We start from the raw sequence: 15,427 nt of genomic DNA on the forward strand, positions 1-15,427 counted from the left end.
AAGGAGGCTCCGGCGGCATGATGTCGATCCTGATCTTCGTGGTGGGCGCGGCCCTGCTGGTCTACTGTGCCGAGAAACTGATCTTCTACCTGGTCGGGGCGGCGGCCGGGCTGCACATCTCGGTCTTCCTCCTGGCCATCGTGTTCACCGGGATCGAGTTCGACGACGTGGCCCTCGGGGTGGCGCTCAACCTCGAGGACCTCGACGGCGTGGCCCTGGGAACCGTCTTCGGCACGGCGATCTCGATGACCGGCGTGGTACTGGCCCTGGCTGCGATCATCAGCCCGACCCGCGTCGACATCCCCCGCAGCTATGTCACCATCTTCGCCCTGTCGCCCCTGGCCATGGTGCCCTTCGTGCTCACCGGGCCGCTGACCTCGAGCGACGGCGTACTGCTGGTGCTGCTGTTTGTGGCGTTCATCGTCTACGTGGCGGCCAATGAGCTGCGCAGCACCACTCCGGTGTTCCGTAACGCGGAAGTTCTCTCCGCCGCCGGCAGCGGAAACGGGCGCGCGACCACTGCTGTCGTGGAGAAAACCACCGATCAGCCCCCGTTCCCCGTGCACGCGCCGTTCTCCGGATCCCGGCCGTTGCCCGACTGGGCCGGTGTCGCCCTGGCCTTGCTGGCGCTGGTCGGCCTGGTGGCCGCGGCGGCGGTGACGAGCGCGGGTATCGAAGGCATCCTCGACGAGTTCTCCATCGAGGGAACGCTCTTCGGGGCCACCATCGCCACCCTGGTGCTCACCCTGGAAGACATCTTCCTGACCGTCGAACCGAACCGGCGAGGGGTCTCGGAGATCGGTATCGGCAACGTGATCGGCAGCGTGGTGTTCGGCGTGACCGCCAAGCTGGGCATCATCCTGCTCACCGGCGGCAGCATCGAGATCGAAGATGAAGTGCTCACCTGGCACCTGCCGGTACTGGTGGTGATGACCGGGCTGGCCGCGTACTTCATCTCCACCGGCCGGCTGCGCCGCCAGCACGGCTTCGTCCTGCTGGCTCTCTACGTCCTGTACTGGGCGGTGAGCTTCACCGTGCTCGGCGAGGCCCCGATCGAGGCCGACTGAGACAGGCCCGTCCGGCACCCGAGGGCGCCGGACGGGCCTGAGCAGAAACCCTTACTTGTGCACCTTGTTGGTGCCCGGGCCGCCGCGCAGCACGTCCAGGCCCGGACCGCCGTCGAGGCCGTCGTTACCGTCGCCGCCCCAGATCCGGTCCGCGCCGCCCTGGCCCCACAGCCAGTCGTCGCCGTTGTTGCCCCACAGGTCGTCGTCGCCGTCGCCGCCCCACACCTTGTCGTCGCCGTCGCCACCGGCCAGGAGCTGCCGGCCGCCGTGGCCCCAGATCTGGTCGTCGCCCTTGCCGCCGTCCGCCACCGTGTTCTTGCCCCAGGTCCAGACCATGTCGTCACCGTTGCCGGCGATCGCCAGCGAGCGCGGGCCGATCTTGAGCTGGTCGTCGCCGCCCTGGCCGAGCACCTGGCTGCCGTCCAGCCCCTCGGAGGTGCTGTCCAGCCAGTCGGCGCCCGGGCCGAGGGCGACCTTGGCGAAGTACTTGGTCTGCTTCGTGCGGTTGTCCAGCCAGACCTTGTCGTCCTCGTCGCCCAGCTTCATGGTCAGCGTCGGGTACGAGCCGCCCTCGGCCGGGGTGACCACACAGCGCACCTTCGTGTGGTCGTCCTTGTCGGGGTACACGCAGGTGTCGCCGATCCCGATCCGGATCACGTCGTCGATGCGGTAGATCAGCTTGGTCTTGTCCTTGCTCCAGGCCACCGAGGCGACCACGCTGTTGGCGACCCCGGGCGGGGCCGTGTACTCCAGCCGCTGGCTGTCCGCGACGGCGGCGGAGGCGCTGATCTCGTCAGCGTGCGCGGTGCCGGACAGGGCGAGCGGGCTCAGCCCGAGGGCCAGGATGGAGGCAGCGCCGAAGGCCCGGCGCGCGGAGAACTGCAGTGACATGTAGATGAACCCCCGTGAGAGACGTGACGCATGGTGTTGCATTGGTCACGCTACGCCATTCGTGGGGGTGCTTGCGTCAGGGCTTGATCATGTCCTTGCCGGGCCCACCGATCAGCTTGTCCACGCCCTTGCCGCCGTTGATGAAGTCGTCCCCGGCCTCACCGAGGACCTTGTCGCGGTGCTGCTCGCCATAGAGCCGGTCGTTGCCCGGTCCGCCGTAGATCGTGTCCCGCCCGGCGCCGCCGTGCACCACGTCGTCGTCGGCGCCGCCCCGTAGGAACTGCGTGCCTACCCCGCCCCAGAGCTTGTCCTCGCCGGCCCCACCGTCCAGGTCGCTGTAGTTGCCGCTGGTGGTGAGCGTGTCCGGGCCGTCGCCGCCCTGCACCGTGGCCACCGAGCCGGTGGTGATCCGGTCCGGGCCGTCCTGCCCCCAGACGAAACTGCCGTCGCCCTTGGTGGCGTGGGTGCTGTCCAGCGTGTCCTTGCCGGTGCCGAGGCGGAACTCGGCGAAGTAGAACGCCTGGGCGGTCTGGTTGTGGAACTCGACGTTGTCGTCCTTGTCCCGCAGGTTCATCGCCAGGGTGGGGTAGGGGTTGTCACTGCCCGCAGGCTGCACGATGCAGCGGATGCTGGTGCGGTCACTCTTACCCAGGTGCTCGCAGCCGTTCCCGGTGCGGACCGGCACCCGGTCGTCGATCAGGTAGATCAGTTCCTCGTTGTCCTCGTCCCACTCGACCGAGGCCGCGATCCGGTTCACCTGCCCCATGGCTGCGCTGTAGGTCAGGCTCGCGCCGTCGCTGCTCACGCTCGCCCGGGCGGTGGTGGTCTGGGCCTGGGCGGGTAGGGCGAGGGCGAGCGGGGTCACGGCCAGGGCGAGGACAGACGCGGCGCGGTACGACGGCATGGCGAAACCTTTCTTGTGAACATCACTCAATGTGTAGCGGCCGTCACGCTACGCCCAAGTTGCTGACCCGTCAGATCGTCGTGCCCGGGACTGCCCTGTGATCTTGTCCGGGGCATTCCGGGTTGGCTGTCCACGCCGGACCGGGGCACGATGGCTGGTGTGGCCGGGCCAGTGCGAGCAAAAGGTAAAGAGCGACCGGAGAGGGTCCGCCGTGCCCGCGTAGTCACGCTGGCCCCGAGCGGCCGGGTGGCCATGATCGAGCGCTACGTTCGCGGACACCGTTATCTGAGCGTGCCCGGCGGTCGGATGGAGCCGGGGGAGACGCCGGAAGAGGCCGCGATCCGCGAGATCGAGGAAGAGCTCGGCCTGGCCATCACCCTGGCCGGCCGGCTGCCCGACCACGACGGGCAGGCGTACTTCCTGGCGGTCGTGCCGGAAGAGGCGAAGCTGCGGATGTCCGGTCCGGAGATCAAGCACTCCAGTCGCAGTAACCGCTACACGCCGCGCTGGGTAGACGCCGCCACGCTCGACGGCCTGCCGCTGCGTCAGCCCGTACGGTCGCTGGTCACCACGGCGGCGCTCGCAGTCGCGGCGGCGATGCAGGTTTCCGGGGCAGTGCAGAAGAAGAGCGAAACAAGGGACGGGGCGGTGTCGGTCGATCTCGGCCAGTCGCCCGAGGTTCCTTCCGAAGATGTACTGGTCGATCTGTCCGCCGCGCACATGCCCGGCCCTCGGGCCGAGGCCGATCCGGCGGCCGCGACCTTCGCCTTCGGGCACACCCTGCGGCGGCGTTTCACGTTCCGCGGCCGGGGGCGCTCGCGGAGCGACTACGACCGCATCGGTTCCAGCCACTGAAGCGGCGGTGGGCTCCCAGGGGGCCCACCGCCGTCTTCAATTCTGACTACTTGCCCACTGCCACCGGCTCCTTCGGGCCGGGCGCCGGGCCGAGCTTCTCGGTCAGGGCCTCACCCTCGATGTCCAGGTTGGGCAGCGCGCGGTCCAGCCACTTCGGCAGCCACCAGATGCCCTTGCCGATGATCGCCATCACGGCCGGCACGATCAGCATCCGGACCAGGAAGGCGTCCGCGATCACGCCGACCGCCAGGCCGAAGCCGATCGTCTTGATCATCACGTCGTCGCCCAGGGCGAAACCGGCGAACACGCCGAACATGATGATGGCGGCGGCGGTGACCACCCGGGCGCTGTGGGCGAAGCCGTCGATCACGGCCTGCCGGGCCTCGGTGCCGTGCACGTAGGCCTCCCGCATCCGGGTGACCAGGAAGACCTCGTAGTCCATGGCCAGGCCGAACAGCACGCCGGTGAGCAGGAGCGGCAGGATGAACAGGACCGGCGTGGTGACGTCCAGGCCGACCAGTTCGTTCAGCCAGCCCCACTGGAACACCGCGACGACCGAGCCGATCGCCACCCCGACGCTCAGCAGGAAGCCGAGAGCGGCCTTCAGCGGCACCAGGATCGAGCGGAACACCAGTACCAGCAGGATGAACGCCAGGCCGACGACCACCACCAGGTAGAGCGGGAACACGTCGGCGAGCTTCTCCGAGATGTCCACGCCGACGGCGGTCTGGCCGGTGACCATCGCCCGGGCGCCGGTCTCGTCGGGCAGGCCGGCCAGCGAGTCGCGGATGGTGTTGACCAGTTCCTTGGTCTCCGCGTCGGACGGGCCGCTCTTCGGGATGATCGTGAAGTTGGCGAGGTTGACCTGCTCGAGCTGCTGCTGGAAGGCGGCCTGAGCCTCCTTGGTGTCCGTGGTGAGCGGCGGGATCAGGGCTGCCACGTCGTCCTGGATGCCGCCCAGAGTCTGCTGCACACTCTGCACCGCGGCCATCTTGTCGGCGGCGTTGGCAGTGTCGACCACGATCACCAGCGGACCGTTCGCGCCGGCCCCGAAGTTGTCGGTGATCAGGTCGTAGGCCACCCGGTTGTCGCTGCCCGAGGGGGAGGTGGCGTCGTCCGGGATGGCCAGCTCCATGCTGGCGACCGGGATCGAGATGACCGCCGCGATCGCGACCCCGCCGATCAGGGCGGGCCAGCGGAACCGGCTGACGGCCTCGACCCACCGGCGGCCCATCGTGCGCTGCGAGTCGTCTTCCGGGTCGAGCTGTTTCAGGCCCTTGATCCCGCCCTTGAGCACCCGCGTCCCGGCGAAGCCGAGGAGGGCGGGCAGCAGGGTGAGGGCGATCAGGACGGCAACCGCGACCATGGCCGCTGCTGCGAGACCCATCTGGGTGAGGAAGGCGATGCCGGTGATGCTCAGGCCGGCCAGCGCGATGATGACGGTCAGGCCGGCGAAGATCACCGCAGAACCGGCCGTGCCCACCGCTGCTCCGGCCGCGTCGGCCAGGGGCCGTCCGGTGCGGGCCTCGTGCTGGTAGCGCGACATGATGAAGAGCGCGTAGTCGATGCCGACGGCCAGGCCGAGCATCGAGCCCAGGGCTGGGGTGACCGAGCTCAGGTCGACGAAACCGGTCAGCGTGCTGATCCCGGCGTACCCGATGCCCACCCCGATGACGGCGGTGAGCAGCGGCATCCCGGCGGCCACGAGCGAGCCGAAGGTGATCAGCAGGACCACGAAGGCGATCCCGATACCGATCACCTCGGCGGTGCCGGCGTGCGGCACCGCGTCCATCGCGTCACCACCGATGGCGGCCCGCAGCCCGGCGTCCTCGGCCAGGGTCTTCACCTCGGTCAGCGCGTCCTTGTCGGCATCGCTGAGCTCGGCCGGGATCACCGTGTAGGTGACGGTGGCGTAGCCGACCCGCCCGTCCTGCGAGACGGTGCCCGCGGTGACCGGGTCGGCCACCGGCTGCTGGACGTCCTCGGTGACCACCGCGGCCAGGGCCTTGGTGATGGCCTCCTGGTTGTCCTTGATGGTCTCGCCCTCGGGGGCCTCGAACACGATCCGCGCGGTTGCGCCCTCGGGGTTGCTGTCCGGGGCCCGCTGCTCGATCAGGTCGAACGCCTCGGTCGACTCCAGTCCCGGCAGGGTGAAGTTGTCGTTGGTCTGGCCGGCCAGCGTGACCGACCCGGCGCCGGCCAGGGCCAGCAGCGCGATCCAGACGACCGTGACGATCCGGCGGTGGATGAACGACCACCGGCCCAGCCGGAACAGTTGCCATGCCATGCGGCACAACCTTTCAAGGGGTGGCGGGGGGAGGCGCAACGCGCAGACGGCCGTCCGCAGTGACTGCCGGATCGGCACAGTAACCCGAGATGGAAGTGACTACCAACTTGGGGTTCGCTGTTATTCTGATGCTCATGGGCCTGAGGGAACGGAACGCGGCGCGGACCCGTGAGCTGATCATCAACACGGCGCTGGGCCTGTTCCTGGAGCACGGGTACGACGCGACCAAGATGGAAGACATCGCCGAGGCGGCGGGGATCGGTACGTCCACGCTCTACCGGTACTTCCCCACGAAAGACCTCCTGATCATCGATCCGCTGGCTTTTCGCGGAAAACTGGTCGAGGGTCTGCGGTCCCGGCCGGCTGAGGAGCCGCTCGACGTCGCGCTCGGCCACGTGATGACCGAGCTGTTCGTGGCCCCCCGGGGTGAGGCGGCCCAGCTCCGGCAGATCCGCGAGGTGGTCAACGCCAACCCGGCCCCACGCATGCGCCTTCTGGAAGAGTTCGTCAACGAGCGTGGGCTGCTTGAGGTCGCGATCGCCGAACGACTCGGCCGGCCGGTGGGTGACGTGTTCTGCGTGATGACGGCCCGGCTGACCACCGGCCTGCTGGAGTACCTGGGCGAACTGTCGTTCAACGCATCGGACGTCCTGGCCGACGACTATCTGTCCGAGCTGTTCCGTTCAGTGTCGGCCCAGCTGGCGGCGGAGCCGCCGGTGCTGCCCCGGCTCAGCCCTTCTTAGGGCAGCAGCCGGATCTCTTCTGAATCGAAGCCTTTGGCCCACCAGTGGTGGTACGCGCTGTAGAGCTTGGGGTCGCGGTCACCCAGAAAGCGCAGCAAGGCGTCGGATTCGACAGCGAGCTCGGCCCAGTCGCTTTCGGGTAGCCGATGGAATGCGGTGACCTCGACCCGGCCGTCGAGCAGCCGCCAGACCCCGGCCACGAGCCCGTCGATGAGGATGGTGGCGAGCACGTTGCCGTTACGCCGAATCACTTGAGGCCGATAGGCCGGGGGAATGATGCGGGCGCGCTCGCTGTAGGCCAGAAGGGTGCTGTCCCACATCGGGAGTAGTCGGGCCGGGGCGGTGATGTCACCGTCGGGCACGGTGAAGTCGGGCAGGTCGAACAGTTGCACCCCGTCCGGCCCCGGCCGCTGCACGGTGTCCAGGGCCGCGAATGCAGCGCCTGCGGTGGCGCGCGTGTGCAGGGTGAACTGCGCGAAATCGGCGATGCTGGCCGGCCCGAAGGCCCGCAGATAGCGCTCGGCCAACACCCGGACGCCCTGCTCGGTGGTCACTTTCTCCCAGGCCCGGTCGGCTGCCCGGAACGAAAGCCGCCCCTTGAACGACCAGGGCCCGCCGGTAGGGGCGTAGTGCAGCGGGGCGTAGCTCTTCAGCGCCCACCAAAGCCCTTCCCGGGGGCCGTTGAGCTGCTCAGCCAGGTGCGCCTCGAACTCCGGACCGGTGCGCGCCTGCTTACCGGCGAACTGATGCAGAACCGGGAACAGCGCATCGGCCTCTTCGCCGGTCAGGCCGCTGACGGTGAACCGCGCATCGCCGACCCGGCTGCCCCGGACCCGGCGATTCATGGCAGCGTAGAAGGGGGCGTAGTCGTGATGGTTCACGGCGTGCAGGGTGAGCCGCATCAGCGTCGCCTTGACCACGCTGCGATCGGCGAAAGCCCGGTCGAGGGCGGCCGGATCGAAGCCGGACAGGCGGTTCCACAGCGCCAGGTAGGGCGAGGCCGGCTCCTGGGCCTGCAGCCCAACGAGCTGGGCGATCGCGTCGGGCACTTCGCGGTAGACGCGCTGCAACAGCATCTGCCGTTCCAGCGTTGCCCGGTTGAGCTGGCGGGCGGTGAGGCGGGTGGTCACCCGGCCCGCCCGGAGCGCAGCGAACGGTGCAGGATCTGGGGATTTCCAAGCCGACGCCGCAATTCGCGCTCCAGCCCGGCGATCGGGTACAGGTTCTGCGGCGCCCGCGGATCCTTGATCTCACTGCTGGCGTACCGCACCAGCACCGACTGACTGAGATACGCCAGCTTCACCGCATCCTCGGCGGTCAGGTCGGCGCTGCACTCGACCCGCACGATTCCCGCCCACGGCGCCCCCTCACGGAAGGGCAGACGCAGATACCAGGAGTACCGCTCCCAGTTCGTGCCCATACTGAACACCGGTGTGCGATGACCAGGTTCCAGCCGCCCGACCAGCTGGTTCAGCTCGTCGGGCAGGTAGCGGCTGTGGTGGGTCTTGATGTAGCCGATCGTGCGGGGCAGGTGCTGCCGTCCGCGCAGCGGACCGTCGATCACCAGCAGATCCTCGTCCTGCTGGGACGGCTCGAGCTGATCGCGCGCGGCCACCGCCACACTGATCTCGAGCTTGGCCAGGTGCTGCTGGAGTTCCGCCGACAACAGCACCGGCAGCGGCATGGCCGGATCGGCATCGGTGATGTATGCCTGGTAATTGCCTGCGGGAGCGGCAATGTCGCGGGCCTCGACGGCCGTAGTGAACAGCCCGCGGCGAACCTGGCTCGCGCCGATACGTGCAGAGTTTCCCCGCTCGTGGTGCTGGCACACCACCACGCCCGAGGCGTAGGAGGCGCACAGCCCCAGAGCGGCATCCTCGTCCGGCTCGGTCGCCCGGATCCAGATACGCGAGTCAATGCGCCGCACGCCGTCCACGAAAAGCACGGTGGGCGGATGACTCTGCTCTTTGCGCGGAGGCACCGCCCGCCACTCGGAGGCGGGTATCTCGATCTCGGGGTCGAGCTCGGCCTTGGACCCGGAAAGAGCGTCTTCCTCACCGGTGGCAAAAGTGGTGCCGTAGCTCGGGTCCCACGCCTCCACCGAGTAGCTCATCGCCGCGCGGCCGGTCGTCAGCGTCACAGGTTCTGCCTTTCCACCCTCGAGGTCTGCGCATCTCGGCGCACGTTGAACCGCACCGGCACCCGGTCGGCCAGAGCCGGCACGTGCGTGATGACCCCGACCATCCGCTCGCCCCGGGCCAGGTTCTCCAGCGTCCCGGCCACCGTCTCCAGGGTGTCCGGGTCCAGCGTGCCGAACCCCTCGTCCAGGAAGATCGAGTCCAGCCGGGCCCCACCGGCACTGGAGAGCTGCGACATCTGCGACGAAAGCGCAAGCGCCATGGCCAGACTGGCCTGGAAGGTCTCACCACCGGAGAGCGTCTTCACCGAGCGCCGCGCGTCGGCGTCGGTGTGGTCGACCACCACGAGCTCGCCCTTGTCGTCGTGGTCGAGGTCGAACTGACCGTTGGACAGCTGCCGCAACGTGTCCGAGGCCTCGATGACCAGGCTCTCCAGCGCGGCCGTGGCCAGCCAGCGGGGGAAGCCGGTGGAGCGAAGCAGCTCGCCGAGCAACTTGGCCACCTGGGCGCTGCGCTCCTCGGCCGCACGCTCGCTCACCACCTGCGCCGCCTGCTCACGCCGCTCGCGCACCCGCGCCAGGGTGCCCCGCGCCTCGGCGTAGGCCCCGGTGGCGGCGGCAAGGGCGCTGGTGGCCAAATCGTCGCCAGTCACCTCGATCGCGTGTTGTTTGAGGACGCTTGTCAGCTCGCCTCGCGCAGACTCGGACTGCTCGTGGCGTGCGGAGGTGGCAGCGCGAGCTGAGACCAGGGCCTCTTCACGCTCCCGCGCGGCTGCGCTGCTCCAAGCCGTGAGCACGTTCCACCCGCCCAGCAGGCTCCCCGGCGGCCGGGGGTCTTGCAGGGCGGGACCAGCGGAGGCGCGGGCTGTATCGGGGCCAGCTGCGGCCGCTTGGGCTGCAACCGGAGCGACGTCGGCTGTGGCAGTTTCGATGCTGCGGCCGCTGTCCCCTTCGCTTTCGGTGCTGCCGTCAGCACTCCCACTGTTGGCCACACTGCCCCATACCCCGTTGCCCTCGAGTTCGGGCGCCCCCAGGTGCACCACCGAGTCCCGAGTGCGCCGCAGCGCTGCCCACCCTTCAGTGAGCCGCCCCTCCAGCGAGGCAAGCTGCTGACGCGCCTTCTCCCGCCCACGCCGAGCCTCGCGCAAGGCCACGTCGGTCTGGCGGGCAGCCGCTTCGAGGTGGGCGATGTTCTCCAGCTGAGCCTGGGCCTCTTCAAGGGCAACGGCGGAATTCAGGGCGGAACCCAGCTCAGCGATCCGCCGCTCAGCCTGCGCCAGAGCCGCCCTGGCCCGTTCCACCTCCGCGAGGGCCTGCTGCTGCACCGTGCGCGCGGCCCGCAGCGCGGCCTCGCTCTCGGCGAGCTCCTTGCTGGCGAGCTGCAGCTGCGCGTCGGCCGTAGCCCGGCTCTCCCGCGCTGCGCCCAGCTCCGAGGCCAGCGCCCCGGCCCGCTCACCGGCCCACTCGATCAGGGTGCGCCAGGCCTCGGCCAGCGAAAGATTTTCCACAGCAGGTGCCCCGAGGGCGACCAGAGGATCCCGCGTCTGCCCGAGCCCGCTGCGGATGCGGGCCTCGGTGGCGGCAAGCTGTTCGACCCGGGAACGGGCAGCATCGGCCTTGGCCCGAGCCTGCCGCACGAGCACGGAGGCCTGCCGTTGAGCGGCCTCAAGCGCCTCGAGTTCGCCGAGAAGGCGGTCGGCGGTGGCGAGGTCGGGGCAGGCCCGGGGGAGCGAGCCCCTGAGCTCTTCGATGCGCCGGCGGGTGGATTCGACGTTCGACTCCGCCACACTCTCGGCCCGCGCAACCCGGTTCAGCAGAGCCCGAGCCCGCTCCAGCTCAGCCTCGGCCGTGGCGATGGCCGCATCGGCCACGGCCAGCTCTCGCTCGGCCCCAGAGTTGGCCAAATCCGAGCTTGAGGCGACCTCGGAGCCAGGGACCGCGGGAAGCTCGGTAACGACCTGGGCGCACACCGGGCAGTCTTCCCCCGCCACCAGATGCCCCCGCAGGTTCAGGGCGGCGTGCCGCAGCTGCACCTCGTCCCGCCGATGCCGGGCATCCTGAACGGCCACGTTCTGCGTGCCGACGAGTGAGGCCGCCTCCTGCGCCTCCTTCTGTGCAGCCGAGACCCGTACCTCGAGTTCGGCCAGCCGTTCTTCCAGACTCGCTGCTTCTTCCAGCATGGCTCGGGCGCGCTCGAGCGGGCCTCTGGGTGGGCCGCTCGAGAGTGCCGTGGTGGCGGCTTCGTCGGCCGTTTCGGCCTCGGCGAGCACGGCCTGGGCGGCCTCGAGGTCTGCACGGGCCGTGGTGAGGTCGCGGTCTAGTTCGTCCAGACCGGAAGGGAGGGTGGGGCGGCTGAGGAGGTGGTGCTGGGCTTCCAGTTCGGCCACCTGGCGGCGGACTTCTTCGGCGGTGCGGGAGGCTCGCTCAGCGGCGGCCTGAGCCTGTGCCTGCCGCAGTTCGGCGGCGGTGACGGTGTGGCCGGCGCTCTCGTGGGTGCGCTGGGACTTGTCGGCCGCCGAGACCAGGGCCGGGTGATCGGCGGTGAGCCGGGCGAGTTCGGTGTGGTCTTTCACCGTCTGCTCGAGAGGGCCGCGGGCGGGGGCGGACGAAAGCTGTTCGCGGGCGGCGGTGTCGGCTGCTTCGGCCGTGGTCTCGGCCTGCGCGGCGGCCTCGGACGAGGAGCGAGCGCCGGCCCAGGCCTGGTCGATCTCGGAGACTCCGGCAGGCACGGCGATGGCTGCCAGCACGTTGCGCTCGCCGCCCAGGCGGTCTTCCAGTCTGAGCGCTTCGGCCAGGGCTTCTTGGGCCGAGGCCAGGCCGGGCAGGGCGGCCCGCACCTGGGTGACCAGGCCTTCGAGCTGCTGTTCACGCGCCAGGGCGGAAGCCTCGGCCTCGGGGGTGGCGTCGGCCAGGTCGCCGAGCGCCCGGTCGAGATGCTGCACCCTGTCCTGAGCCTGGGCGGCCTTCTCGTTGGCCCGCTGCTGGATCTTGTCGTAGTGCTCGGCCCCGATCAGGCGCAGCAGGATCTGCTGCCGGTTGCTCGGGGTGGAGTGCAGGAACTCGGCGAACGCGTTCTGCGGCAGCACCACGCACTGCCGGAACTGCTCGAAGGTGAGCCCGAGCAGTTTCTCGACCGCCTCGGTAACCTTGCTGTCGGCCGCGATCGAGTGCGTGACCTCATCGGGCTCACCGCGGCTCTGCAACGACGGCAGCCGCTCCAGCCGCTGGTTCTTCGCGGTGATCGAGGCCCCGGTGCGCCGCACCTCGCGGGCCACCACGTAGCGCTCGCCGGCCAGCTCGAACACCAGCCGGACCACCGCCCGGTTGCCGTGGGGCGAAAGGGCCATGCTGACCGCGTTCTTGCGGCCCCAGCGCGGCGCCGAGCCGAACAGTGCGAACGTCATCGCGTCGACCAGGGTGGACTTGCCCGAACCGGTCGGCCCGACGATGGCGAAGTAATCGGCCTCCTCGAAGTCGACCACCGCCCGCTCGCGGAACGAGGCGAAGCCCTCCATCTCCAGCAGCACCGGCCTCATGCCGAAGCCCCTTCCGAACCGGCCGCCGTGACCTCGTCGCTCAGCTGGGCGAAGAGCCGGGCCACCGCGTCGTCCTTCACCCCGGACTGCTCGCAGTACCGCTCGAACAGCTCCTGCGGACTGCCGGTGGTGCGATCACGGTGCTGGGCCGAACGTTCGGCCGATCCGCTGAACTCCGGATCGATGCGCACCTCGAGCGCGTTGGGCAGCACATCGCTCACCGCCTCGCGCAGCCCGGCGCGGGCCGGTTCGCGCACCCAGACCCGAAGGTAGTCCTCGCCGAAACTGTCGGCCAAGGCTTCCAGTTCGGCCACCGTGCCGTGCACCGTGCGCAGCTTGCGGGCGCTGGTGATGGGCACGTCGGTGATCCGGGCCGGAGTGCTGGCCGTGGCCTCGACCAGGCAGACCACCGAGGTGTTGTCCTGCTCGCCGAAGTCGACCGCCACCGGCGAACCGCTGTAGACGACCGGGCAGGCAGCCGGCAGAGCCTGACGGCGGTGCAGATGCCCCAACGCGGCGTAGCTGCACTCGGCCGGGAAGACGCCGGCCGGCACCGAGTACTCGAAGATGGACTGTGCCTGCCGTTCACCGCCACCGAAGGCACCACCCGTGACCGTGAGGTGGGCCATGGCCAGGTTCACCGTGTCGTCGTGGAACTCGCCGCACAACTGCTCCAGCACGTCCCGCACCATCTGGTCGTAGGCGCCCACGTTCTCCGAAGGCGTCTGCGCCATCAGGTTCGCCGCTCGCACCGCATAACGCTGGGAGAGGAAAGGCAGCAGCGCAACCGTTGTGTCCTGCCCGTCGGACCGCGCCTTGAACCGCACCACGCCGCCGGAATCGGGCCGCCGGACATTGCCCAGCAGGTTGATGCCCGAGCGCCCCATCAGCGGGCGGAAAGCATCGAAGGTGCCGGGATGATCGTGGTTCCCGGCCAGGGCGATCACCTCGCACCCCAGATCGCGCAGCGCCAGCAGGGTGCGCACCACCAGATTCTGCGCCGCCGCACTGGGCACCGCGTTCTCGTACAGGTCGCCTGAGATCAGCACCGCATCGACCTCGTTGCGACCGGCCACCTCGACGATCTCACGCAGCACCGCGCGCTGTTCGTCGATCCGGTCACGGCCTTTGAGCTGCTTGCCGACGTGCCAGTCGGACGTGTGCAGGAACTTCATCCGGACGGGCCTCCTCAGTACGGGTACGAACGAGATGGGGGATCAGCCGAACTCAACAGCCCTCAGAACGGCGGCTCTTCGTCTTCGAAAGCCGGTGGTAGCCGGGTGAACACGTCCGACCCCGGTTTCCGCACCGCAGGCGTGGCCGAGGCTGACGCTGAGGCCGGCGGAGCACCGGCATCCGGATGCGTGGCACACTCCGACAGGCGGGTGGCCCAGGCCGGGAAGGGGAACTCCACCGCCAGCGGCACCGGGATCTCCGGCTGGGCCACGAACATGGTGCCGGGCTTGACCAGCGTGGCCCGCTGCCGCTGGGACGGCGGCAGGAAACCGTATTCGGGACGCCCGGCCTCGGCCGGGTCGAGCCGGCCGACCACCTTGATGCTGCTGTTGCTGATGATCCGCCGCTCGACCTCGCTGGCGGTCTGCTGCGCGCCGATCAGGATGATGCCCAGCGAGCGCCCCCGCTCGGCGATGTCGAGCAACGTGTCTTTGATCGGGCTGTTGCCCTCGCGGGGCGCGTACTTGTTCAGCTCGTCGATCATGGTGAACAGCAGACTGCCCGGCCCGGCGGCCTCTTTACGCGCCGTCTCGGCAGCCAGCACCACACCGACCACGAAACGCTGCGCACGCTCTTGCAACTGGTGCAGGTCGACCACGGTGATCTGCGCGTTCTCGGTGGAGACCCGGCGTGAGTCGTTCTTGGTCAGGTCGCCCCGCAGGATCTCCTTCAGCGGCCGCACCGACGAGATCAGCCGCCGGATGAAGGCGTTCGCCGTGCCCTGCCCGATCGCCGGGCCGGCCCAGGTGCTCCGGGTGGAGTCGTCGCTGAGCTTCTCCACCACGAAGTCGACCAGAGCGTCGTAGGTGCGGATCGTGCGGCCCTCGAGCGTGACCGCCCCGTCGACCCCGGCCGGTTCGGCCTCGCGAGCCAGTTTGGAGGCGACGTTGTGCACGACCATCGTGTACTGATTGCGCTCGTCCTCGATGTCGGCGAAGACGTAGGGCAGCAGACCGTCGGCGCAGAACTCGGCCAGAGTCCACCAGAAGGCGTTGACCCCGCTGGTGCGCCCGCTGACGTAGGGGCGGGCCGTCGGGTCCTGCGGGGTGGGGGGAGCGAAGAACCCGACCGACTCGAACGGCGCCGCGGGCAGGCCCAGCAGTGCGTAGTCTTCCCGCAGCCGGTCGTCCAGTCGGGTGTTCTGCTTGTCGAGGAACAGCAGGTCTTCGCCCTTGACGCTGAACACCAGCGCCTTGGAGTTGCGCCCGCCACCGCCCAGCACACCGGAGCGGAAGATGGAGTGCAGCAGCCAGAGCGCGAAACTGGTCTTGGTGGCGACCCCGGAGATGCCGCTGATCGAGACGTGGGCGCCGCGCACGCCGTTGAGAAACTCGAGGTTCAGGTAGACCGGCGCCCCGTCGCGGCCGAGCCCGACCGGCACCTTCTTCTGCATCTGGTCGAAGTAGAGCGCCCGCGCCCGTTCTTCCCCCTCGGCCCGGCGTGCCGCCTCACCCGGGCGGGGCGGCACGTACACCTCCGGATCGACCCGGGTGGTGGTGATCTCGGCGATCTCCTGCACCTGGGCGGGCAGCACCCCGTCGGCGATCAGGAACACGTCGGAACCGAAGCTGGCCCCCTCGTGCCGCGAGCGCACCTCGGTGACGATGCCCGACGTCATCACCGGCCCGACACCGGGGATCTCGCGCTGGGTGACCACCACGTCGTCCAGTTGCAGGTAGGCGTCGGACGCCACCGCGACGGCAAATTTCAGGGGCGTGGAGTCTTCCGTTCCGACCACCAGCCCGACCGCGTCGCTCACGTGCCCAACCCC

General features: G+C 69.5%; 11 protein-coding genes. 3 read left to right on the forward strand and 8 right to left on the reverse strand.

All coding sequences use genetic code 11. The annotated features are described in order from the left end of the window. The first annotated feature begins 17 nt into the window (after nucleotides 1–17). Nucleotides 18–1,067, forward strand: a complete 1,050-nt coding sequence (locus LWF15_RS09915) for a sodium:calcium antiporter (protein WP_232810133.1) — start codon at nucleotides 18–20, stop codon at nucleotides 1,065–1,067. A 51-nt stretch (nucleotides 1,068–1,118) separates the two neighbouring features. On the opposite strand, the gene LWF15_RS09920 is transcribed toward LWF15_RS09915, so the two are convergent. After that, on the reverse strand, nucleotides 1,119–1,958 hold the full coding sequence (locus tag LWF15_RS09920) for a hypothetical protein (protein ID WP_232810134.1): 840 nt from the start codon (nucleotides 1,956–1,958) through the stop codon (nucleotides 1,119–1,121). Between the two features lie 76 nt (nucleotides 1,959–2,034). Then, the gene (locus LWF15_RS09925; RefSeq protein WP_232810135.1) at nucleotides 2,035–2,862 is read right to left on the reverse strand and encodes a calcium-binding protein; all 828 of its coding nucleotides are present in this window, start codon (nucleotides 2,860–2,862) and stop codon (nucleotides 2,035–2,037) included. Between the two features lie 150 nt (nucleotides 2,863–3,012). Here LWF15_RS09925 and LWF15_RS09930 point away from each other — a divergent pair, with 150 nt between their 5' ends. Continuing rightward, nucleotides 3,013–3,717, forward strand: a complete 705-nt coding sequence (locus tag LWF15_RS09930) for an NUDIX domain-containing protein (protein ID WP_269809861.1) — start codon at nucleotides 3,013–3,015, stop codon at nucleotides 3,715–3,717. Nucleotides 3,718–3,763: 46 nt separating this feature from the next. Here the strand turns inward: LWF15_RS09930 and LWF15_RS09935 are convergent, their stop codons facing one another. Next, nucleotides 3,764–6,004 (reverse strand): MMPL family transporter, encoded by a 2,241-nt coding sequence (locus tag LWF15_RS09935; RefSeq protein WP_232810137.1) that lies wholly within the window; start codon nucleotides 6,002–6,004, stop codon nucleotides 3,764–3,766. A 134-nt stretch (nucleotides 6,005–6,138) separates the two neighbouring features. On the opposite strand from LWF15_RS09935, the gene LWF15_RS09940 reads away from it, so the two are divergent. Then, the gene (locus tag LWF15_RS09940) at nucleotides 6,139–6,747 is read left to right on the forward strand and encodes a TetR/AcrR family transcriptional regulator (protein WP_232810138.1); all 609 of its coding nucleotides are present in this window, start codon (nucleotides 6,139–6,141) and stop codon (nucleotides 6,745–6,747) included. Here the strand turns inward: LWF15_RS09940 and LWF15_RS09945 are convergent. The 5 genes from LWF15_RS09945 to LWF15_RS09965 all read right to left on the reverse strand — a co-directional run bounded on the left by LWF15_RS09945 (nucleotide 6,744) and on the right by LWF15_RS09965 (nucleotide 15,415). Continuing rightward, nucleotides 6,744–7,877 carry a winged helix DNA-binding domain-containing protein gene (locus LWF15_RS09945; protein ID WP_232810139.1) on the reverse strand — a complete coding sequence of 378 codons (1,134 nt, stop codon included), beginning with the start codon at nucleotides 7,875–7,877 and terminating at the stop codon, nucleotides 6,744–6,746. The two genes, LWF15_RS09940 and LWF15_RS09945, sit on opposite strands and share 4 nt — an antisense overlap. Next, the gene (locus LWF15_RS09950; protein ID WP_232810140.1) at nucleotides 7,874–8,887 is read right to left on the reverse strand and encodes a DNA double-strand break repair nuclease NurA; all 1,014 of its coding nucleotides are present in this window, start codon (nucleotides 8,885–8,887) and stop codon (nucleotides 7,874–7,876) included. Before LWF15_RS09950 ends, LWF15_RS09945 begins: the two co-directional genes overlap by 4 nt. Beyond that, nucleotides 8,884–12,420 carry an AAA family ATPase gene (locus LWF15_RS09955; RefSeq protein WP_232810141.1) on the reverse strand — a complete coding sequence of 1,179 codons (3,537 nt, stop codon included), beginning with the start codon at nucleotides 12,418–12,420 and terminating at the stop codon, nucleotides 8,884–8,886. The genes LWF15_RS09950 and LWF15_RS09955 overlap by 4 nt, the downstream gene beginning before the upstream one ends. Continuing rightward, the gene (locus tag LWF15_RS09960; protein WP_232810142.1) at nucleotides 12,417–13,595 is read right to left on the reverse strand and encodes an exonuclease SbcCD subunit D; all 1,179 of its coding nucleotides are present in this window, start codon (nucleotides 13,593–13,595) and stop codon (nucleotides 12,417–12,419) included. The genes LWF15_RS09955 and LWF15_RS09960 overlap by 4 nt, the downstream gene beginning before the upstream one ends. A gap of 62 nt (nucleotides 13,596–13,657) precedes the next feature. Next, complete coding sequence (locus tag LWF15_RS09965; RefSeq protein ID WP_232810143.1) at nucleotides 13,658–15,415, reverse strand: ATP-binding protein; 1,758 nt, start codon at nucleotides 15,413–15,415, stop codon at nucleotides 13,658–13,660. Between the last annotated feature and the right edge of the window lie 12 nt (nucleotides 15,416–15,427).

This window comes from Kineosporia rhizophila (assembly GCF_021277265.1).
GTDB lineage: Bacteria > Actinomycetota > Actinomycetes > Actinomycetales > Kineosporiaceae > Kineosporia > Kineosporia rhizophila.